The organism is Agromyces sp. CCNWLW213, assembly GCF_037199545.1.
In the GTDB taxonomy this organism is placed as follows: Bacteria; Actinomycetota; Actinomycetes; order Actinomycetales; family Microbacteriaceae; genus Agromyces.
The window spans coordinates 284997-306749 of the sequence record NZ_JBBBDX010000004.1 but is presented as its reverse complement, the minus strand read 5'-3'; the positions used below and the strand labels follow the sequence as shown (position 1 = coordinate 306749).

Annotated in this window: 16 protein-coding genes; 10 read left to right on the top strand and 6 right to left on the bottom strand. The window is 70.4% G+C overall.

All coding sequences use genetic code 11. The features are described 5' to 3' along the window. The first annotated feature begins 90 nt into the window (after positions 1 to 90). The 6 genes from WBQ80_RS10815 to WBQ80_RS10790 all read left to right on the top strand — a co-directional run bounded on the left by WBQ80_RS10815 (position 91) and on the right by WBQ80_RS10790 (position 7507). Positions 91 to 1224, top strand: coding sequence for an epoxide hydrolase family protein (locus WBQ80_RS10815; protein WP_336571547.1), 1134 nt, complete (start codon positions 91 to 93; stop codon positions 1222 to 1224). Between the two features lie 103 nt (positions 1225 to 1327). Beyond that, positions 1328 to 2464, top strand: coding sequence for a M24 family metallopeptidase (locus tag WBQ80_RS10810; protein WP_336571546.1), 1137 nt, complete (start codon positions 1328 to 1330; stop codon positions 2462 to 2464). A gap of 111 nt (positions 2465 to 2575) precedes the next feature. Next, positions 2576 to 3988: a threonine/serine ThrE exporter family protein gene (locus WBQ80_RS10805; RefSeq protein ID WP_336571545.1), complete on the top strand. Its 1413-nt coding sequence runs from the start codon at positions 2576 to 2578 to the stop codon at positions 3986 to 3988. Between the two features lie 245 nt (positions 3989 to 4233). Beyond that, positions 4234 to 5712, top strand: coding sequence for an APC family permease (locus WBQ80_RS10800; RefSeq protein ID WP_336571544.1), 1479 nt, complete (start codon positions 4234 to 4236; stop codon positions 5710 to 5712). Continuing rightward, complete coding sequence (locus WBQ80_RS10795; RefSeq protein ID WP_336571543.1) at positions 5709 to 6155, top strand: hypothetical protein; 447 nt, start codon at positions 5709 to 5711, stop codon at positions 6153 to 6155. Before WBQ80_RS10800 ends, WBQ80_RS10795 begins: the two co-directional genes overlap by 4 nt. A gap of 2 nt (positions 6156 to 6157) precedes the next feature. Beyond that, a complete protein-coding gene (locus WBQ80_RS10790; RefSeq protein ID WP_336571542.1) occupies positions 6158 to 7507 on the top strand; it encodes a dipeptidase in 1350 nt (449 codons plus the stop codon). 143 nt (positions 7508 to 7650) lie between these two features. Here WBQ80_RS10790 and WBQ80_RS10785 read toward each other — a convergent pair whose 3' ends face one another. From WBQ80_RS10785 to WBQ80_RS10775, 3 genes are all read right to left on the bottom strand, one after another. Further along, the gene (locus tag WBQ80_RS10785) at positions 7651 to 9090 is read right to left on the bottom strand and encodes an NAD-dependent epimerase/dehydratase family protein (RefSeq protein WP_336571541.1); all 1440 of its coding nucleotides are present in this window, start codon (positions 9088 to 9090) and stop codon (positions 7651 to 7653) included. Positions 9091 to 9250: 160 nt separating this feature from the next. Then, on the bottom strand, positions 9251 to 14368 hold the full coding sequence (locus tag WBQ80_RS10780) for a family 78 glycoside hydrolase catalytic domain (protein WP_337282549.1): 5118 nt from the start codon (positions 14366 to 14368) through the stop codon (positions 9251 to 9253). A gap of 54 nt (positions 14369 to 14422) precedes the next feature. Then, positions 14423 to 15784 carry an MFS transporter gene (locus WBQ80_RS10775; protein ID WP_336571538.1) on the bottom strand — a complete coding sequence of 454 codons (1362 nt, stop codon included), beginning with the start codon at positions 15782 to 15784 and terminating at the stop codon, positions 14423 to 14425. Positions 15785 to 15922: 138 nt separating this feature from the next. Here WBQ80_RS10775 and WBQ80_RS10770 point away from each other — a divergent pair, with 138 nt between their 5' ends. Continuing rightward, positions 15923 to 16936, top strand: a complete 1014-nt coding sequence (locus WBQ80_RS10770; protein ID WP_336571537.1) for a LacI family DNA-binding transcriptional regulator — start codon at positions 15923 to 15925, stop codon at positions 16934 to 16936. 126 nt (positions 16937 to 17062) lie between these two features. On the opposite strand, the gene WBQ80_RS10765 is transcribed toward WBQ80_RS10770, so the two are convergent. From WBQ80_RS10765 to WBQ80_RS10755, 3 genes are all read right to left on the bottom strand, one after another. Further along, positions 17063 to 17860, bottom strand: a complete 798-nt coding sequence (locus WBQ80_RS10765; protein WP_336571536.1) for an ABC transporter permease — start codon at positions 17858 to 17860, stop codon at positions 17063 to 17065. 38 nt (positions 17861 to 17898) lie between these two features. Further along, a complete protein-coding gene (locus WBQ80_RS10760; RefSeq protein ID WP_336571575.1) occupies positions 17899 to 18843 on the bottom strand; it encodes an ABC transporter ATP-binding protein in 945 nt (314 codons plus the stop codon). Between the two features lie 141 nt (positions 18844 to 18984). Next, a complete protein-coding gene (locus WBQ80_RS10755) occupies positions 18985 to 19647 on the bottom strand; it encodes a hypothetical protein (protein WP_336571535.1) in 663 nt (220 codons plus the stop codon). A gap of 110 nt (positions 19648 to 19757) precedes the next feature. On the opposite strand from WBQ80_RS10755, the gene WBQ80_RS10750 reads away from it, so the two are divergent. The 3 genes from WBQ80_RS10750 (at position 19758) to WBQ80_RS10740 (ending at position 21752) form a co-directional block, all read left to right on the top strand. After that, positions 19758 to 19997: a hypothetical protein gene (locus WBQ80_RS10750; protein WP_336571534.1), complete on the top strand. Its 240-nt coding sequence runs from the start codon at positions 19758 to 19760 to the stop codon at positions 19995 to 19997. Between the two features lie 64 nt (positions 19998 to 20061). After that, positions 20062 to 21138 (top strand): sensor histidine kinase, encoded by a 1077-nt coding sequence (locus tag WBQ80_RS10745; RefSeq protein ID WP_336571533.1) that lies wholly within the window; start codon positions 20062 to 20064, stop codon positions 21136 to 21138. Beyond that, positions 21135 to 21752 (top strand): response regulator transcription factor, encoded by a 618-nt coding sequence (locus WBQ80_RS10740; RefSeq protein WP_336571532.1) that lies wholly within the window; start codon positions 21135 to 21137, stop codon positions 21750 to 21752. The genes WBQ80_RS10745 and WBQ80_RS10740 overlap by 4 nt, the downstream gene beginning before the upstream one ends. The last annotated feature ends 1 nt before the right edge of the window (position 21753 follow it).

The window sequence follows — 21753 nt, the reverse complement described above, 5'->3', positions numbered from 1 at the left end:
GGCCGGATCCACAACCGGAAGGTGTTGGACACCGCGCAGCGGCGGCTCCGATGATGAACGCATGAGCATCACTCGACGGGAGGAACCCTGATGTCCGTGCGCTCCTTCACCCCCGCCATCACCCCCGAGGTGATCGACGACCTGCGCGACCGGCTCCGCGGGACGCGCTGGCCCGACGCGATCGACGGCGCCGGGTGGTCGTACGGGATGGACACCGACGTCCTGCGCTCCTTCGTCGACACCTGGCTCGACGACTACGACTGGCCGGCCGAACTTGCCCGAATCGCCGGGTTCGAGCACGTGCTCGTCGACGTCGACGGGCTCGACGTGCATGCGGTGATCGCGAAGTCCGCCTCCACGAACGCCACGCCGGTCCTGGCGTTGCACGGCTGGCCGAGCTCATTCGTCCAGATGCTGCCGATCATGCCGCTGCTCGTCGACCGCGGCTTCGACGTCGTCGCGATGTCACTGCCCGGGTACGGGTTCAGCCAGCGGCCCAGCCGTCCCGGTATGGATGTCGCGAAGATCGCCGGTATCGCCGTACGCGTGATGCGGGAACTGGGGTATCCGCGATTCCTCGGTCGTGGGAGCGACCTCGGGGCGGGCGTGCTCCAGCAGGTGGCGCTGTCGCGTGCCGACGTGCTCATCGGGCTGCACCTGAGCGGCACGAACCCCTACCTCGGCTGGATCCCCGACGACCTGACCGACGCCGAGCGGGAGTTCGTCGCGCGGGCCGAGGAATGGCACCGCACCGAGATGGCCTACGCCATGGAGCACTCGACCAAGCCGCAGACCCTCGCCCACGCGCTCAACGACTCGCCGACCGGACTCGCCTCGTGGGTGCTCGAGAAGTTCGACCGCTGGAGCGACGGCGGACTCGGCCGGGTGTACCGCCGACAGGACCTCCTCACCAACCTCACGATCTACTGGGCCACGGGCACGATCGGCTCGTCGATGCGGCTCTACTACGAGACCGCCCGCAGCACGACCGCGAGCTGGGGGCGCGTCGAGGTGCCGACCGCGATGGCCATGTCCGCAGCGGACATGTTCCCCACGCCGCGGGAGTGGGCAGAACGGCAGTACCGGATCGTGCGATGGACCGACCTGCCGCGCGGCGGCCACTTCCTCGAGTGGGAGGAACCCGAGCTCATCGCAGCCGACCTCGCCGCGTTCCGCGACGAGCTCGACGGGTCGATGCTGAACTTGGAGCGGCTCCGTCGATGAGGCAGCCGGCGTCGGCGAAGAGTCTGGGCAACGCGAGTAGATTCGAGATCACCCGGAGCGCCGATCGCGGAACGGAAAGCGGCCCCCCGGCGAGGAGGCTCCGATGACCGATCGAGCGACGCAGGCCGAACCTGCCCCGTTCACCGCCGAGGACTACGCCGCGAGACTCGAGCGAGCCGCGCGGTCTGCAGAATCGGCGGGGCTGTCCGGGCTGCTGCTCACGCCCGGACCCGACCTGCTCTACCTGACCGGGTATGCGCCGGTCGCGATCACCGAACGCATCACGATGCTGGTCGTCCCCGTCGACGGCGAGCCCACGATGATCGTGCCGAGCCTCGAACGCCCCGACGCCGAGGAGTCGCCCGGCGCCGCCGTCTTCCGACTGGCGGACTGGCGCGACGGGAGCGACCCGTACGAAGCGACCGCGCGGCTCCTCGGGCCAGGGCGTTACGCACTGTCGGACTCGGCCTGGGCGATGCACCTGCTCGGATTGCAGGGCCGACTGCCGGGCACGTCGTACGCCTCGATGACGACCGCACTCCCCATGCTCCGGGCGATCAAGGACGACGACGAGCTGGAGCGGCTGGCGTCGGCCGCCGCAGCGGCCGACGCCGCATACGGCGAGATCCTCGAGGTGCGCTTCGCCGGCCGGAGCGAGACCGACATCGGCGGCGACCTCGCCGCGCTCCTGCGCGGATTCGGGCACTCGCAGGTCGACTTCACCGTCGTCGGCTCGGGTCCCAACGGGGCGAACCCGCACCACGAGATGGGCGACCGGATCATCGAGCGCGGCGACATGGTGGTGCTCGACTTCGGCGGTCTCAAGCACGGCTATGGATCGGACACGACCCGCACGGTGCACGTCGGCGAGCCCACCGACGACGAGCGCGAGGTGCACGAGATCGTGCGCCGAGCCCAGCAGGCGGGGTTCGAGGCGGTCCGGCCCGGCGTCGAGTGCCAGGAGGTCGACCGCGCCGCGCGTGCCGTGATCACGGAGGCAGGCTACGGGGAGTACTTCATACACCGCGTCGGCCACGGGATCGGGCTCACCACGCACGAGCCGCCGTACATGGTCGAGGGAGAACGTCAGACCATGCTGCCCGGCATGTGCTTCTCCATCGAACCGGGCATCTACCTCCCCGGACGGTTCGGCGTTCGCATCGAAGACATCGTGACCGTGACGGCCGAGGGCGGACGCCGGCTCAACCGGACGCCCCACGAAATGGTGATCGTCGAATAGCGGCCGCCACGCGGCATCCGTAGACCGAAGGCGCCGCGCAGTCCTGTTGCCGGTGGCTGATCGCTCGACACTCCTCGGCAGTGGGGGATAGCGTGTGCGTCGGGGGGCGAGATGGCCGACGCCAGTGACCGTGCGATCCTCCGCCGGTTCCTTCTCGGACTCGCGGAGGGTCTGAACGCGGCCTCCGAGACGGTCGACGGAATACGCGACACGATGCTGGCAGTGTCACGCGCCTACGGTCGGGACGACACCGACATCCTGGTGCTGCCGACGGCGATCTTCGTTCAGACCGGGACCGCGGAAGACGGCCGAGTCGCGCTCCGCTCGACGCTCACGCCGACGTTCCGATTCGACCAGATCGCCGCGCTGTACGCCTTGCTGGAGCAGGCGAAGCGAGCAGAGATCCAGCCGCTTGAGGGCATCGGGCGGCTGAACGAGATCGGCGCCATGCGTCCGCGGCACGGCTGGCTCGTGCGCACGTTCGGACACGCGCTCCTCGTGACAGGCCTGGCGCTCCTGCTGACGCCGACCTGGCAGGGAGCACTCGTGGCGTTCGCCCTCGGCGCGTTGATCGGCCTCGCGAAGCTCGTGCGATCCCAGACGCTGCAGCTGGTGTTCCCCGTCTTCGCGGCGTTCGCGTGCGCGCTCGTGGTGTTCCTCATCGCACCCTACGCCGAGATCGGCGATCCCATCCGACTGCTCATCGCGCCGCTCGCGACCTTCCTCCCCGGCGGGGCGCTCACGACGGGGACCGTCGAGCTCGCCGCCGGGCAGATGGTCGCCGGCGCCTCCCGTCTCGTGATGGGGCTCGTTCAGCTCGCCCTGCTCACGTTCGGCATCATCGCGGCGGGCACGGTGGTGGGCGTCGAGAGCTCGACCTACCTCTCGCTCGGCGCGTCCGAAACATTTCCCTGGTGGACGGCGATAGTAGGGGTGCTGCTCTTCGCCGTGGGCAACTACCTGCACTTCTCAGCTCCGTCGTCGACGTTCGGATGGGTGCTCCTGGTGCTGTTCGTGGCCTACGGGGGGCAGCAGGTCGGGCAGGTGCTGATCGGCTCGACGGTGAGCGGATTCGTCGGCGCCGTCGCGATGACCCCCGTCGTGCTCTGGATCGCGAGCCTTCGTCATGGCGTCCCGTCGCAGCTGACGTTCCTTCCCGGCTTCTGGCTCCTGGTGCCGGGTGCCGCCGGCTTGGTGGGCATGACCGAGGCGATCGGCACGAGCGAGGGCCTGGAGGACTTCGCCACCGCGCTCACGTCGGTGATGTCCATCGCGCTCGGCGTGCTCATCGGGACTGCGCTGTATCGCGTCGCCCACCGCGGCGCCGAGGAGATCGGCGCGTTCCACATCGATCTGCCTGCGGCCCTGACCGAGGAGGTGGAACCGCCCTTCTGGGCGCGCATCATGCCGGGCACACCGAAGTCGATCTGGGGTGCGCGTCGGCGAGAAACGCGGTCGTCGACTTCGCCCGATGGGCCCACCGGTGCCGCAGCTTCGGACGCCCCACAGGGCTCGAATGCGTGACTCGAGAACGGCCCGGGGCACCCCTCCCCAAGAGCCGCGCCCCAGTGCCGTCGGGCGCCAATGACTGGCCGATCAGTCAACAGTCTTAAGTCCCGACGTGCAGCGACCGGGCGGGGATAGCGTGCTCCCATCCGGCGTGCGAGCCGGCATCTGGGGGCGATCATGATGAGGCAGTTGTGCAAGTCCACTCGTCGCACTGGCGAGACGGCGACCGGATACACCCCGAAGCTCGGGCGGTGCGACCGATGAGCACAGCGGATGCCGCGGCCGGTCGCGCCGACGCGGCGGGCATGGCGCGCGCCAAGGCTCCGGCGATCACGTACATCTCGTGGATCGCGCTCGCGCTGATGACGACCGCCTCGGTGGCGAGCCTGCGGCCGTCGCCGACGATGGCCGTATACGGGCTCGCGTGCATCTTCCTCTACGTGGTGCCCGCGATCGTCTTCCTCCTGCCGACGTCACTGGTCTCGGCGGAGCTCGCGTCGGGCTGGAAGGGCGGCGTCTACAACTGGGTGGCCACCGGCATCTCGAAGCCGATGGGCTTCCTCGCAGTGTGGTGCCAGTTCGCGATGACGATCTTCTACTACCCGACGCTGCTCGGGTTCGTGGCGTCGACGCTCGCCTACGTGATCAATCCCGCCCTGGCGAGCAGCGGCGTCTGGACGGCGCTCGTGATCGTGGTCTGCTACTGGTCCGGCGTGTTCATCTCGTCGCGCGGCACCAAGGGCGTGGCCGGCCTCGCGAGCTGGGGCCTGATCATCGGCACCCTGATCCCCGGTGCCCTGCTGGTGCTCCTCGGGGCCGTCTTCCTCGGCCAGGGCAACGAGTCGGCGGCGCCGATGACGGCCGAGAACCTGCTCCCGCAGTGGGCCGGCCTCGCGAGCCTCGTGCTCATCGTCAACAATTTCCTGTCGTACAGCGGCATGGAGATGAACGCGGTGCACGTCTCCTCGCTGAAGAACCCCGGCAGGGAGTACCCGAAGGCGATCTTCCTCGCCATGGGTCTCGTCCTCCTGATCTTCATCCTGCCGGCGCTCGCGATCAGCTGGATCGTCCCGGCCGAGCAGCTCTCCCTCACCGCCGGCGTGATGCAGGCGTTCGACGCGGTGCTCGCGGTGTTCGGCTCGCAGTGGCTCACGCCGATCATCGGCGTCGCGCTGGTGGCGGCCTCCCTCGGCGGCATGCTGACCTGGCTCGCCGGGCCGTCGAAGGGCCTGCTGCTGATCTCGCGTCAGGAGGGCTACCTTCCGCCGTTCCTGCAGAAGCTCAACAAGAACGGCGTGCAGCAGAACCTGCTCGTGACCCAGGGCGTCATCACCACGATCATCGCCCTGGGCTACGCGCTCATCCCCCAGGTGTCGAGCGCGTACTGGATCTTCTCGGTGATCACGACGCAGGTCTACCTGATCATGTACCTGCTGATGTTCGTGGCAGCGGTACGCCTGCGGCGCAGCCACCCGGACCACCCGCGCGGCTTCCGCGCGCCGCTCCTCGTCACCATGTGCGTCGTCGGCTTCACCGCCTCACTCGCGGCGCTGCTCGTCGGGTTCATCCCTCCGTCGCAGTTCAGCGAGGGAAACCCCCTGGTCTACTTCGTGATCGTCGCGGGCGGCGCGCTCGGACTCGGGCTGCTCGTTCCCTGGTTGTTCTACCGGTTCAGGAAGCCGTCGTGGAAGCAGCCCGAAGCGGCGGCGCAGTCGGAAGCGGAGGTGTCGGGATCATGAGCACGCACACCGAACAGCAGCCGCGTCGAGAGCGCTCGATCATCTACGTGGTCGCCCTGGTCGTGCTGGTGGTGCTGGCGGTGATCGCCGTCATCACGTTCTTCTCCGCGCGGGAGACCGCGCAGGCGCAGGACAAGGCCGACGAACTGATCGTGTCCCTCGAGGACGCCGGCGTCGATGCCGCCCTCTCGGCCGAGCAGATCGCCCGCGTGCTGGGCGATGACGGCGGCGTGGTGTGCGAGGACCCGAATTCGGCCCTCAGCAGGGCGGCCCTGCTCGATCGGCTGTCGAACGGCGCCGCGGGTCCGGGGCAGCGTCCGATCATCGCCGAGGACCGGCTCGTCGAGGCGGGGGTCCTCATCATCCAGACGTACTGCCCCGATGAGCTCGAGGAGTATCAGGAATTCATCGACGGGCTGGGACTCACGGACACGGAGAACTGACCGTGGGCGACCTTCGTTCGCGCGTGGCCGAGCTCATGGCCGCGTCGGGGCGGTCCGAGCTCGCCGAGCTCGTCGCCATGCGGTCGGTCGCGGATCCGCGCCAGTTCCCGCCCGAGGAGTGCGAGCGGGCGGCGCAGTGGGTGCGCGACCGGTTCGCCGAGCTCGGGTTCACCGACGCCCGGCTGGAGACGACGCCCGACGGCAGCAAGGCCGTCGTCGGCTCGCGTGCCTGCTCCGACCCGGATGCCCCGACGGTGCTGCTCTACGCGCACTACGACGTTCAGCCGCCGCTCGACGACTCGGCGTGGCGAACCCCGGCGTTCGAGCTCACCGAGGTCGACGGACGCTGGTACGGGCGCGGCGCCGCCGACTGCAAGGGGAACATCCTCATGCACCTGCTCGCCTTGCGAGCGCTCGGCGACGACGTGCCCGTCAACCTGAAGCTCGTCGTCGAGGGCTCCGAGGAGCAGGGCACCGGCGGCCTCGAGGCGTTCGTCGCCGCGAACCCCGACCTGTTGCGCGCCGACGCGATCCTCGTGTGCGATACGGGCAACGCCGCGGTCGGGCATCCCGCCGCCACGGTCACCCTGCGCGGCATGGTGAACGTCGTGGTGCGGGTCGAGGCCTTGTCCTCCGAGGTGCACTCCGGCATGTTCGGCGGACCTGCGCCCGACGCGCTCGCGGCGCTGATCGCGATCCTCGCGTCGCTCCGGGATGCGGCCGGCAACACCACGATCACCGGCCTCGACGCCTCCCGACGCTGGGAGGGGGCGCCGTACCCGCCCGAGCAGTTCCGCTCCGACGCGGGCGTGCTCGACGGCATCGCGCTGCTCGGCGATGGCACCGTCTCCGACATGCTCTGGGCGCGTCCCGCCGTCACCGTGCTCGGCATCGATTGCCCGCCGGTGCTCGGCTCGACGGCAGCGATCGTGCCCCGCGCCGCCGCGCGGCTCAACCTCCGGATCCCGCCCGGCATGGCGCCAGGCGACGCGCATGCGGCGCTCGACTCGCACCTGCGCGCGGGCGCACCGTGGGGCGTGCACGTCGACGTCGAGACCGAGGCCGTCGGTTCGCCGTTCTCGGCGGAGACCGACGGACCCGCCTACCGTGCCATGGCCGCCGCGATGCTCGAGGCGTACGGCACGCCGATGACGACGCTCGGGCAGGGCGGGTCGATCCCGCTGTGCAACGTGTTCGCCGACACCTATCCGGGGGCCGAGATCATCCTCATGGGAGTCGAAGAGCCGCTCGCCCTCATCCATGCACCCAACGAGAGCGTGGACCCGACCGAGATCGAGCGGCTCGCGCTCAGCGAGGCCCTGTTCCTGCGCGGATACGGCGTGCGCGGCTGAGCGGTGGCCTTCATCGTGGTCGGGAGCCGGAAGACGTGCGTCGTCGGCGCCATGTCCGCCGTGCAGGGGGTGCGCGATGACAGGCCGAACTCGATCTCGCCCTCGTCGGCATCAGCCCTCCGCCGCGATTGCGCTCGTCCGTCCTAGGCATCGACCACCTGACTCAGGAAGGCGTTCGTCTCGGCCTGGCGCGCGTACCCCGCGACGTCCGTGACGCACACCGGGCACCAGTGGCCTGCGGTGAGTACGAGCCGGGGGCTCGCGAAGAACCCGTGGCCCTCGGCGCACTGCCACTCGAGCGGCGCGGCGATGTCGCCGCGGACGACATCGGTCGAGGAGAGACGGCCGCCTCGGTGGGCCGCGACCTCGAGGTAATCGAGCGCGGACCACTCGGCCGGGGGCGTCGCCTCGTCGTAGCCGTGATCCAGGAGGCGCGGTTCGCGCGACGGTTCCGGCACCTCGAACGTCGACCAGTCGCCGATCGCGCGCCACTCCTCGAGTGAGCCGAAGTGCGCCCTGATCTCGGCCTCGTCGCCACGGGCGATGGCATGCATCGTGCCGCGAGGCTTCTTCGTGAGGGGCTTCATCACGAGGTGCTTCACGATCCAGGCCGGCACGTGGCCCGCCGAACGCACCGACGCGGGCGCCGCTTCGATCGCGCGGCCGAGCGCCGCGTCGAATGAGTCCTGCCGGAAGGGCACGAGCTCCTCGAGCCGGTCGCTGTCCGCGTACCACTGGCCGTGGAAATTGCCGGTCGCGAACCAGTTCCGGTCGTACCAGCGGCGGATGTCGCTGACGCCCATCGCACCGCCGATCACGGTCTGCAGCTGCCAGTTCGTGAGGCGCCATTCGTCGCCGCCGCCGATGTTGTGGATTCCGCCCCAGAATTCCTCCGGCACGTCCGGCTCGCAGAGGTTCGCGAGCAGCCGCGCGGAGTCCTCGGCACTGACCCACTCCATGACGCCGCCGAAGGGCGAGTGCGTCATGATCGGGTCGCGGATCTCGAGCATCCCCGAGTGGAGGATTCCCGTCTGACGCAGCTGCGCCCACTTCGGCAGTCCCGAGTCGACGAGGAGCCGCTCGGCGATCACCTTGCTCTGGCCGTACTCATCGAAGCGGGACACCCGGATCGGGTCGCCCACGCGTCCCCAATGGTGCGGCGGGTTGCGGTTGCCCGTCTGGGCGACGGTGCCGACGCCGACGACGGCGACCGCCCCCGGGTCGGGCAGCGCCTTGACTGCGTCGATGATGTTCCGCATGCTGCCGACGTTCACCCGGTGCGCGAGCTCCGGCTGCTCGTCGGCCAGCGGTGAGACGACCGCGCCGACGTGCAGCACGATGTCGACGTCGCGCACGGCGGTGGCGACCGCGACCGGGTCGGTCAGGTCGCCCCAGACGATCTCGAGGTTCTCCATGCCGTCGAACTCGGCGAGCGCCGCGCGGTCGCGCTCGGTCCGCATCGCGAACGCGACCACGCTCACGCGGTCGGCGCGCTGCGCGAATTCGCGGAGCGCGGCGCGTCCCCAGTTGCCGGTGGCTCCGGTGAGCAGCACGCGGGTGCGCGCGACGCGGACGTCGATCATTCGATCTCCTTCGGATGGTCGGTGCGACGTATGCCGCGGCCGGTTCTCGGGCCGGTACGTCGGCGATCGGTCGGGCGACGCGCGCACGATGCAGCGAACGGCACGCGCGATGCCGGCCTCGAGCAGAGGGTCGGCGGCACACCCGTCGGGGTCGTGCCCGCTACTGCGCCGGCGCGAGGCTCATCGCGATGAACCGGTCGAGGGCGTCGTCGGGGATCTCCACGCCGGGGAACCGCGCGAACTGGCCCATCGGCATGGAGTCGACCATCTTGAGCATGTCGGCGTTCGCCTCAGCGGCAGCCTGCTGCTCGGGCGTTGCATTCGCCATCATGCCCTGCATGAGCGCGGGCCCGACGACGGGGTGGCCGAACCACTCCTTGACCGTCGATTCGAGGGTGAGCGGTTTGGGCCGGTCGACGTCGCCCTCGAGCACGAGCTCACGGCGCTCGATGATCTCGGCGGACGACCGGCCGAGCTCGACCGCGTAGGTGCCGGGCTCGACCCACCAGCGATCGCCCGTGACGTCCCAGAACGCGAAGGCGCGACGCTCGAGCGCGATCTCGACGACGGATGTCTCGTCCGGAGCCAGGTGCACCTTGGCGAAGCCCGCCAGCTCGCGCGCCGGCCGGCGCACGGCCGACGCCGCGGGCGCGACGTACAACTGCACCACCTCCGCGCCGGCCACCGGCCCGGTGTTGCGCACGGTGACCCGGGCGAGGGCGGTGTCGGGTCCGGTCGCCTCGACCCGGAGGGACTCGTACGCGAACGTCGTATAGCTCAGGCCGTGGCCGAACGGGTACCGAACGGGCCGGTCGGCGGTCGCGTAGTAGCGGTAGCCGACGAAGACGCCCTCGCCGTATCGGACGGTCTCGCGCTCGCCTGGGAAGTTGAGGTACGACGGGGTGTCCGAGAGGGCCAGCGGGATGGTCTCGGCGAGCCGGCCCGACGGGTTCACCACGCCGGTGAGCACGTCGGCGAGCGCGCCGCCGACGGCTTGGCCGAGCGCCCAGCCCTCGACGATGGCGTCGACGCGGTCGTGCCACGGCTCGAGCGAGACGATGCCGCCGTTCATGAGCACCACGACGGTCCTCGGCGCGACGCCCGACACCGCCTCGATCAGCGCGAGCTGCTCGGCGGGCAGGTCGAGGTGCTCGCGGTCGAAGCCCTCCGACTGGTCGCGCTCGTGCAGGCCGACGAACACCACGGCCACCTCGGCGACCTCGGCTGCGTCGCGCGCCTCGGCGAGCAGCGCCTCCGCGTCGGCGTCGGCGTCCCGAGCGACGCCGGCCGAGTGGACGACGTGCGCATCGCCGAGTGCCCGGCGGAGCTCGTCGAGCGGGCGATCGATCCGGATGGCGTTGACGTTCGAGCTGCCGCCGCCCTGGTACTGCGGGTCGACCGCGAACTCGCCGATGACGGCGACGCGCTGCCCGGCGCGCAGCGGCAGCGTCTCCTGCTCGTTGCGCAGGAGCACGACGGATGCCGCGGCGGCACGCCGTGCGAGCGCGTGGTGCGCCTCGGCGTCGGCCGGCGCGACGTCGCCGGGCCCCTCGGCGCCATTCGTCGGAGCCGTGCGCTCGGCGAGCCGGCGAAGGCGCTCGACGGCGCGCTCGACGACCGCCCGGTCGAGCCGTCCTTCGCGGACGGCAGCGACGATCGCCGCTGTTCCCTCGTCGCCCGTGCCGGGCATCTCGAGGTCGAGCCCTGCGGCGAGCGCCTCGACACGGTCCTTGATCGCGCCCCAGTCCGAGACGACGAGTCCGTCGTAGCCCCACTCCTCGCGCAGCAGCTCCGTGAGCAGCCAGCGGTTCTCGCTCGAGAAGACGCCGTTGATCGCGTTGTAGGCGCTCATGACCGTCGTCGGTGCCGCCTCCGTCACGACCTGTTCGAACGCGGGGAGGTAGATCTCGCGCAGGGTGCGGGCGTCGACCTCGGCGCTCACGCGCATCCGGTCGGTCTCCTGGTTGTTGACGGCGAAGTGTTTGAGCGAGGTGCCGACGCCCTCGCCCTGCACGCCGCGGACCCACTCGGTCGCGATCGCGCCGGTGAGTCGCGGGTCCTCCGAGAGGTACTCGAAGTTGCGGCCGCCGAGCGGTGAGCGCTTGATGTTCACGCCCGGGCCGAGCACGACGTCGACGCCGAGCGCGCGCGCCTCGCGTGCGATCGCGGTGCCGACCTCGCGCGCGAGCGCCGGGTCCCAGCTGGAGCCGAGTGCGACCCCGGGCGGGAAGCAGGTCGCCGGCACGCTCGTGTTGAGTCCGAGGTGGTCCTCGCCCGCGCGTTGCAGGCGGATGCCGTGCGGACCGTCGCTGACGGTGAGCGAGCGGATGCCGCTGCCGGCGCGCGTTCGCCAGAAGTCCTCGCCCGTGAGCAGCGCGGCCATCGCCTCGAGTTCCGCGTCCTCGGCGGCCGACTCCTCGGCGGTGAGCTCAGGTGCGGTCAGCACGTCGGCCGGCACGGCCTCGCCGGCCGACACGGCCGCGAAGCCGCGCTCGAGGTCGGCGAGCACCTCCTCGGAGCGGGGCAGCATGCCGGCCACCTGGCGTGGGGTCATGTCGTCCTGTCCGCGCAGCCCGCCGGTCATGTGCTCGGCTGCCTCGGGCACGTACCTGGTGACGACACCGATGAACACCGCCATGGCGGTGGGGTCGTCGACGAGGTCGCCGAACCGCGTGTCGACCGTGACCGCCGGGCGCTCGTCCGGGTCGGCCTCGAACGGCTCGGCGAAGCGGTGGTCGCCGTGTTCGACCACGTACGTCGCGCCCGATGGCATCGAGACGTCGGCGGTCGCGCCGACCGGCACGGTCACGCGCAGCTCGAGCCGGCCCTCGGCGAGCGTCCAAGCGGTGCTCGCCTCACCGTAGGGGGTGTCGAGCGAAGCGGATGCCTCGGTGAGCCCGCGGCGCGGCGGCTGCGGGGCGATGCGCAGGCGCCGGTATCCGGGCGCCGCGGGCGCGAGCCCGGCGACGACACGGTGCAGCCAGTCGGCGACCGCGCCGAACGCGTAGTGGTTGAACGAGGTCATGCCGCTGGGGTTCACGGTCCCGTCGGGCAGCAGCGAGTCCCACCGCTCCCAGATGGTCGTGGCCCCGTGCGTCACCGCGTAGAGCCACGACGGGTTCTCGGTCGCGAACAGCAGTCGGTAGGCGACATCCGCGTGCCCGTTCGCGCTCAGGGCGTCGGTGATGAGCGGCGTCCCGATGAAGCCCGTGGTGATCCGGTACCCGTTGTCGCGCACGATCTGCGCGAGGCGGTCGGCGGCGCGACGCCGCTCCCCGACCTCGGAGATGAGGTCGAACTGCAAGGCGAGCGCGTAGGCGGTCGCCGAGTCGGAGAGCACGCGGCCCGAGCGGGCGACGTACTCGCGGTGGAACGCAGCGCGCACCTCGTCGGCGAGTGCACCGTACCGTGCCGCGTCCTCGTCGCGACCCAGCAGCGCTGCGGCGTCGGCGACGATCCGGCTCGACCTGGCGAAGTAGGCCGTCGCGACGATCTCGGCGTACGTCTGCGCCGCCTCGGGTCGACCGGCGGGGGCCAGCGGGTCGAGCCAGTCGCCGAACTGGAAGCCCGTGTCCCAGAGGCGGCCTTCGCCGGCGAGCTCGGCCACCTGGTCGACCCAGTCGGACATGCTCGCGTACTGGCGGCGCAGCACCTCGAGGTCGCCGAAGCGCTGGTAGACGGTCCACGGGACGACGGTCGCAGCATCCGCCCACCCCGCCATCGCCCCGGACCCGGCGACCTCGATCGGCGACGGCACGATCATCGGCACGCCGCCGAGTCGGCGCTGCTCGGACTCGAGGTCCCGCAGCCATGACGTGAGGAACCCTGCGCTGTCGTAGAGGAACGACGCGGTCGGCGCGAACACCTGGAGGTCGCCCGTCCAGCCGAGGCGCTCGTCGCGCTGCGGGCAGTCGGTGGGCACGTCGACGAAGTTGCCGCGCATGCCCCAGACGACGTTCTCGTGCAGGCGATCGACGAGCGGGTCGGATGCCGCGAACCGGCCGGTGCGCGCCATGTCCGAGTGCAGCACCTCGGCGACCACTGCGGCGGGGTCGAACTCGCCGGGCCATCCGGTGACCTCGGCGTAGCGGAAACCGTGGAAGGTGAACCGCGGCGCCCACGTCTCCTCGCCGTCGCCGCGGAGCGTGTACCCGTCGGTCTGCCGTGCGGTGCGGAGCGGCGCGGTCGCGAGCTCGCCGTGCTCGAGCACCTCGGCGTGGCGCAGGGTCACGACGTCGCCCTCGGCACCGGACACGGTGAGTCGCAGCCGTCCGACGAGGTTCTGCCCGAAGTCGAGGATCGTCTTCCCCGAGGGGCTCGTCAGCACCTCCTGCACGGCGAGCGTCTCGACGCGCCGCACGGGCGGACCGTCGGGGGCGACGAGCGTCGCCGCGTCGAACTCGCTCACCGCCGCCGGCTCCCAGCCGGCTGCCTCGAACGCCGGGGTGGACCAGCTCGGATCGTGCCGTCGGGCGTCGAATTCCTCGCCGTGGTAGAGGTCGGCCGAGCGGATGGCGCCGGCGCCGACGGTCCAGTCGGGGCCGGATGCCACGACCTGCCGCGTGCCGTCGGCGTACTCCACCTCGAGCTGGGCGAGCAGGCCGAGCTCGCTGCCGTACAGCTCGCGCTCGCCGTCCCAACCGAGGTGCCCGCGCCACCAGCCGTCGCCGAGCCACGCGCCGAGCACGTTCGCCCCGGCGTGCACGACGTCGGTGACGTCGAAGGTCGCGTAGCGGAGCCGCCCCTGGTAGGCCGTCCATCCCGGCGTGAGCTCGTGGTCGCCCACGCGGACGCCGTTCAGCTCGAGTTCGACGAGTCCGTGGGCGGTGACGTAGACGCGGGCGCGGCGGATCGTCGCATCCGTCACCTCGAACGCACCGCGCACCAGCGGCGCGGATTCGCCCGCGAATGCACCGTCGGCGCCAGGGCCGACCATGCGCGCGGACCAGTCGGATGCCTCCAGCAGGCCCGCCTCGACGGCGGACCAGTCGCTCCACGCGGAGGCCGCGCCATCCTCCCCGACCACGCGCACGCGCACCTCGCGGCGCTCGCGAGACGCGAGCGGTGCGAACGGCCACGGCACCAGCACCGAGTCGGCGCTGTCGATCGACACGGTCGAGCCCGCGCCATCCGCTGCTCGGCCTTCGACCTCGTAGCGCGCCTGCCGCCAGCCGCTCGGCGCCGACGCGACGACCCAGCTCAGGCGCGGTGTCGATTCGCCGATGCCGAGGGCCTCGCGGTGGTGCTCGAAGCGGAGGGGGGTGACGGTGATGCTCACGATGGATCCTTCGGTGGTGGGTCGTCGTATGGCGGTGCCGGCCGGCGGAGCGGCTCAGCGCACCGAGCGGATGCGGAGGATGACGAGGCCGCCGGCGAGCACGAGGCCCGCGGCGATGAAGAAGAGCAGCGAGTAGTTCTTCTCGTCGCCGGTCACGCCGACGAGCAGGATCGAGGACGCGATGAGCGGGGCGACGGACTGCGGGATGGAGGTGGCGAAGCCGGTGATCCCCATGAAGCGGCCGGCGTCGGTGGCCTTCTCGGGCAGCACATCGAGCAGCAGCGCCTGGTCGACCGCGGAGAACATGCCGATACCGGTCGAGACGATGAGCGAGCCCGCGATGAGGGCGGGGAGGTCGGACGAAACGGCCATGAGGACCATCCCTCCGGCCATGAGCGCACCGCCGGTGACGACGAAGACCTTGCGGCGTCGGAACCGGTCGGAGAGGAAGCCGCCGCCGAGCGCGCCCGCGGTCACCGCGAGCACACCGACACCGCCGAGGGTGGCGATGATGCCGGCGACCTCGGTGACCTGCATGCCGAGGCGGCTCGCGAAGAAGAACGCCGTGAACGTGGTGTTCAGGGTGAGGCCGAAGTAGAAGAGGAAGCGGCCGAGCCAGTTCAGGGAGAAGTCGGGGTACTGCACCGGGTTGTAGAGGTACTTGCGCAGCAGGCCCCCGACGGTCAGGGCGTCCTTCGGCAGGCCGCGGCTGTCGTCTTCGCGCACGAGCGCGACGAAGAGGGTCACGAGGATCACGCCGACGATGCCGGGGAGGAGGAAGAGCATCAGGGCGTTGCCGGTCACGCCGACGGTGAGGATGACGCCGAACACGGGCGCGACCTGCGTGGCGAAGCCGGTGAGCCCTGCCACCTTGCCGCGCTGCTCCTCGGGCAGGCGGTCGGCCGTGGAGATCTGCAGGTTGCTGAGCACGGTGCCCCAGCCCCACTGGGCGAGGACCCAGCCGAAGCCGAGCGCGAGCACGTTCGGCGCGAGCGCCATGACGACGAGCGAGATCACGCCGACGATCATGCCGCCGATCATGAAGGGGCGCCGGCGGCCGATGCGCGTGCGCGTGCGGTCGCTCCACACGCCCATGAACGGCGCGGTGAGCATGACGAACAGGGCGCCGGCGCCGGTGATGTAGCCGAGCACTTCCTCGCGGCCGGGGGCGAGTTCGTTCACGCGGATGGAGAGCGAGATCGCGAGGGGAGTGATGAAGGCCATGAAGACGCCGAACTGCGCCAGCACCATGAACCAGATGTACCGAGCGTCCACCTTGGGCAGGTCTCCGACGGCGTCGTTCCGCTGCCCGGCATCGTGTTCCTCGGCGATGGCGTCGGGGTCGACGGTCGCGGTGGGCAGCGGGGAGGGCACCGGGGTGACGATGGGCTCGTCGTCGCGGTCGATGGGATTCATCAGGACTCCGTTGTCAGGTGAGTGGGGAAAGTGTCTGGGAGATCCGCTCGACTCGCTACTAGCGCGTGCTAGCGAATGCAGACGATGCTACATTGAGGGACTAGCGCGCGCAAGTATCGATGCAGGAGGAGGAGGCGGATGTCGCAGACGACCAGTCCACGCCGCGTCACGGCAGCCGATATCGCCCGATCCCTCGGCATCTCCCGCGCGACCGTGGGTTTCGTTCTGAACGACACACCCGGCCAGACCATCTCGGAGGCGACCCGCACCCGCGTTCTCGATGAGGCCAAGCGGCTGGGCTACCGCACCAACATCGCGGCCCGCGCCCTCGCCAGCGGACGCTCGCGAATCGTGCTCCTCGTGCTGCCCGACTGGCCGCTCGACTTCAACCTCCGCCGCAACATCGAAGAGGCTTCGCTCGCCCTCGATGAGGCCGGCTACGCGCTCATCACCTACACCCCGCACCCCACCGGCCACGCCCGCCCGCTCTGGGAGACCCTGCAACCCGACCTGGTGATGTCGATGACGCCCTGGGCATCCGGGCAGGCGGCCTCGGTCCGAGCGGCCGGGGTGGCGCGCATCATCCCCGACCCCGACCACGCGACCGTGGAGGAGTGGACGGAGGACGGGCCCGGCATGCAGATCCGCCACCTGCACGACCTCGGGCACCGCGCGATCGCGTTCGCCGGCTCAGCCGACCCGCGCGTCGCGGACCTCGTGCGGCTGCGGCGACGTGCCGCCGAGCAGGCCGCGAACTCGCTCGGCCTCGATGCGCTGCCGGCCGACGATCTCGAGTTGACGGATGCCTCGGCCCGTGCCGCGCTCAGCACCTGGCGCGCTCAGGGGGTCACCGCCGTGGCGGCGTACAACGACGATGTGGCCGGCGCCCTGGTGGGCGCCGCGCTTCGCATGGGGCTCTCGGTGCCCGGCGAGCTCTCCGTCATCGGCCACGACGACACCCCACTCGCGTCGATGCTGGAGCCGACCCTGTCCACGATCCGTGTGGATACGGCCGGCCTCGGACGATTCTTCGCCGACCTCGCGCTCAGCGCGGTCGAGGGGCGCCCCGCGCCGAGTGTCGCCCCCGAGCTGCGCGCGACGCTGGTCGAGCGCGCATCCACTGCACCGCGCGACGCCACAGCGCTTCGCTAGCGCGCGATCTTTCGTCCCGAGCAACTCCACCCGCGACCATGCCGGTCGGTCCCATGTGTTTCGACCCGCGGTGCCGGAGCGCGAACGGCTCCACGTCGTGTCGCGGCACCCCAGCGCACCCCGGTCTCAGACATCGCGCTTCTTGGTCACGACCAGGGCGAGCACGAGAAGTGCGAGGGCCCACGCCGCCATCGTGAGACCGCCTTCCATGCGGGTCAGCGCGCCGTCGGGTGTGGAGACGGCGACCATCTGCTGGCCTGCCTCCCCGGGCAGGAACCGCGCGACGTCCACGATCCATTCGGCCAGGCCTGCGAGGGTCTGGAGGATCACCGGCAGCACGAAGAAGACGCCGACGACGGTGACGATACCACCGGCGGTGTTGCGCAGTAGCGTGCCGGTGGCCATCGAGATCAGCGCGACGAGCGCCAGGAAGGTCCCGCTGTTGACCACGCTGAGGAAGACGCCGTCCTCCCCGAGCGCGAACCCGAGGTCTCGGGCCTCGAGGATCGGCTGGGTGACGAAGTAGGACGCCAGGGCGCTGATGAACCCGACGACGAACGAGATGGCCGCGATGACCGCCGCCTTCGCCACCAGCGCCTGCGTGCGGCCGGGGACCGCCACCATGGTCGAGCGGATCATGCCGGTGCCCCACTCCGAGGCGATGAGCACCACCGCGAGCGAGGCGATGAGCAGCTGCCCGAAAGCCAGGCCGGACGAGGGGACGGCGAAGGCGCCGCCGGGCGGCACGGCGTCGCCCGCCAGGCCCAACGACCAGGCGACCAGCGCGGCGAGCCCGATCATCACCACGACGCTGATGGCGATCAGGATGATCGTCGAGGGAACGGTGGTGACCTTGATCCACTCGGACCTCAGCACGCGACCGAAGGTGATTCCGGAATCGGCCCCGGACGGGGAGGTCTGCATCGTCGGTGTCGACGATGTTGCGGTTGATGCGGTCATGGTCAGCGTCCTTCCATGGTTACGGGGATGGAGGTGTTCGAGAGATCCTGGGATCGGTACTCGACCTCGCCCTTGGTCAGCTGCATGTATGCGCCCTCGAGCGACATCTGCAGCGGGGTCAGTTCGTAGACCAGGACGCGCTCGCGGAGGGCGACCTCGGCGACACGACGCGCCTCGACGCCGCTGATCTCGACGAGCTCGGGCTCGAGCACCTGCGAGGTCACGCCGTCGCCCGCGAGCGCGCCGATGAGATCCTGCGGGCGATCGGCTCGCACCCGGACCCGCGCCGAGCTCTGCCCGTCGATGATGGACTGGATCGGCGCGTCGGCGATGATCCGTCCGCGTCCGATGACGATGAGGTGGTCTGCCGTCAGGGCCATCTCCGACATGAGATGCGACGACAGGAAGACCGTGCGACCTTCCGCGGCCAGATCCCTGGCGAGATGCCGGACCCACTGGACGCCCTCGGGATCGAGCCCGTTGACCGGCTCGTCCAGGATCACGGTGTGCGGATCGCCCAGCAGGGCGACCGCGATGCCGAGCCGCTGGCCCATGCCGAGCGAGAAACCGCCGACGCGTTTCCTGGCGACGGGGCCCAGTCCGGTCAGTTCGATCACCTCGTTCACCCGGCGGTTCGAGATGCCATGGGTCGCCGCCATGGCCCGGAGATGGTTGTACGCGGAGCGCCTGGTGTGGACCGCCTTCGCATCGAGGAGCGCGCCCACTTCGCGAAGCGGAGCCCTGTGCGTCGCATAGGGTCGGCCGTTCACCGTCACACGTCCGCCGGTCGGGTTGTCCAGGCCCATGATCATGCGCATGGTGGTGGACTTGCCGGCGCCGTTCGGGCCGAGGAATCCGGTCACGCGTCCGGGCTGGACGGTGAAGGAGACGGTGTCCACGGCGGTCTTCCGGCCGTACGACTTCGAGAGGTCTTGTGCTTCGATCATCATTCCTCTTCCTGCTCGTTGCACGAGCCTTCGGCTTGCTGGTTGCGGCTTCCACGATGAGAACCCGTGTTCTCGGAACCGGGTCAAATCGGGGCGACCGGGATTCGCCGGCGGCGAACACATCACTCCGCTTCGGTCGATCTACAGCAGGAGCTGGGTCAACGGGTGGAGCAGGTAACGCAGTGAGTAGGCCTCCCACACCGCTCCCGCGACCAGCAGGGCGAGCGAGGGCAGCGCGAGCAGTGCGAGCTGTCGCAGACCGGTGAGGTAACCATGACGCCGGTTCCTCGCGCCGACGCTGCGAGGGAACAACCACCACCGTCCGAGCAGGTACGCGCCGAGCAGGAGCAGGGTGTACGCCTGGAGTTCGACCACCAGCGTGAGCGAGTGGGGGATGAGGTGCACCCAGGCCTCGGCGGAAGTCGGCGCAAGAGTGATCCCGGTCTCGACTGCCCAGTATCCGAAGAGCGCGAGGCCGGCGAAGGGCACGACCAGCGACGGCAGGACGATGACGAGGAGGCTCATACGGAGGACGTTGACTCCCAAGATCGCGAGCGCGAACAAGGCGGGCGTGTTCACGAGCCAGCGCACGAGCTCGCCTGTCCCGTCCTCTTCGAGTGCGGTCGCTCGCGCAGCGTTGAGTTCGGGGAAGATCAGTCCGACGACGAATCCCACGAGGAACAGGCCGTAGGCAGCCGCGTTCAGGATGACGTAGGGGCGCAGGTTCTGCCGGACGACGCGGAAGGGTCGCCGCCAGAAGCTGACGCGCGGGCGGATTTCGGTGGCGACGGGGTGGATGGCCATGACCCCATTGCACTCGGGGGCGGTCGGGGCGTGTAGTGGCGTGGTGTCACCCGTCGAGATGACACCACGTCACTACCGGGCAGCTGCCGTCGTGGCGATCCTCGACCATCATGAGAATCCTCGATCTCGCGCTCAACGCGATCATCGTCCTGTCCGCGACGGTCTTCCTCGCCTACATCGGCCTCTACTACTTCGACTTCGGCCTCTTCACCACGCTGCCCGACAGCATCACCCGGATCTTCACGGGCCTGCCGGCCCTACAGTATGTAGCAGTCGGCCTCGCCGTGTCCGCACTGATCGCGAAGAGACCGGTCGGCCGCGCCATCAGCGGCAGGAAGCGCGAAAGTTGAACTGACCATCGAAGACCACCCGGATGACCGTGCCCTGACCGACACCCGCATGCGCAGGGTGGCGATGATCACCGCCGTAGCCGCCATCGCTCCGTTGAGCGTGGTCGGCGTCGCTCTGACCGCCACGTCCTGGTGGGAGGGCGTCACGATGGCCGTCGGGTACCTCCTCGCCCTCGGCGTGCTGCGTGAATGGAGCCTGGACGGGTACCCGCGCCGCGCGATCTTCGCGCTCATGGTCACCGCAGCCGCATGGACCATCGGCGCGTTCACCGCCGCCAGCCCCATCAGCTTCGTCCCGCTCTCACTCGTGGGCGCGCTCCTGCTCGCGCGTACGAGGCGACGGATGGTGGGGATCAGCGTGTTCGCGCTCGGCGTGGCGGCCATCGGAGCAACGGCGTTCATCTTCCACCCGCCGAGCTGGCAGCTCACCGCGATGTACCTCGCCATCCCGATCGTCGGCACATTCCTCATTGCGGCCGTGATCCTGGTCAGCGAGCAGGCCTGGTCGATCGTGCGACGCCTCGAGCGCGCCCGGGAGACGGAGGCGGAGCTGGCCGTCGCGCGCGAGCGTGTGCGATTCGCCGGGGATCTGCATGACATCCAGGGACATTCCCTCCACGTCATCAAGCTCAAGGCCGCGCTCGCCGGCCGCGTGATGCACACCGACCCCGACCGCGCCGAGGTCGAGCTCGGCGAGATCCGCCGGCTGGCGGACGACACGATCGCCGAAACCCGTTCCCTCGCCTACTCCCGGTACGAGCTGAACCTCGCGGCTGAGTTGGAGAACGCGAAGCGGCTCGGTGAAGCGGCCGGCATCGCCGTCGACGCCCGGTTCGACGATGAATCCGGAGTCGCCCCGCATCCGCTCCTCGCGCAGGTGCTGCGAGAGGCGACCACCAACCTGCTGCGCCACGCCCACCCCCGCACGGCCACGATCATCGCGTCCCCGCGCAGCGTCGAGGTGGCGAACGACGGGGTCGCCGTCGATGAAGACCCGCCCCTCCGCGGGCTCGCGCGCCTCCGAGAACGCGTGGAAGGCGCCGGCGGAACGCTCCGCATCGAGCATCCACCCGGTCGATTCATCGTCTCGGCCCGGATCGACCCGACGACCCTCGTCGGGACGAACGGGGGTGCGCCGTGACCGACGCGCGTCCCGTCACCATCGTGCTGGCGGACGACGAGCAGCTCCTGCGTGCCGCGCTCGCGGCGTTGCTGCCGCTGGACGGAACCATCGAGGTCGTGGCGCAGGCCGAGAACGGGCGCGACGCCGTGACCGCGACGCTCCGCCACCGACCGGACGTGCTGGTCGTCGACCTCGAAATGGGCGGCATGGATGGTCTCGAGGCGGTCGCGGCGATCATGTCCGAGCGCCCCGAGCAGCGGGTGCTGATGCTCACCAGGCATGCGCGCCCAGGAGTCCTTCGGCGTGCGCTGAAGCTCGGCGTGCTGGGCTTCATGAGCAAGGGAGCCGACCCGGAGGACATCGCCGCGGTCATTCACGAGCTGCACGCCGGGCGACGGTGGATCGCACACGACGTACTCGAGGCATCCGTCGTCGACGACTCCCCGCTCACCGAACGCGAGGCCGACGTGCTGCGCGAGACGCGCGAGGGGTACTCGGTCAAGGAGATCTCACGTCGCCTGTACCTGGCCGCCGGCACCGTTCGCAACTACCTCTCCACCGCGATGCAGAAGACCGGCACGACGACGCGGCATGACGCCGCGCGGGTCGCGCGCGACCGCGGCTGGCTGTGAA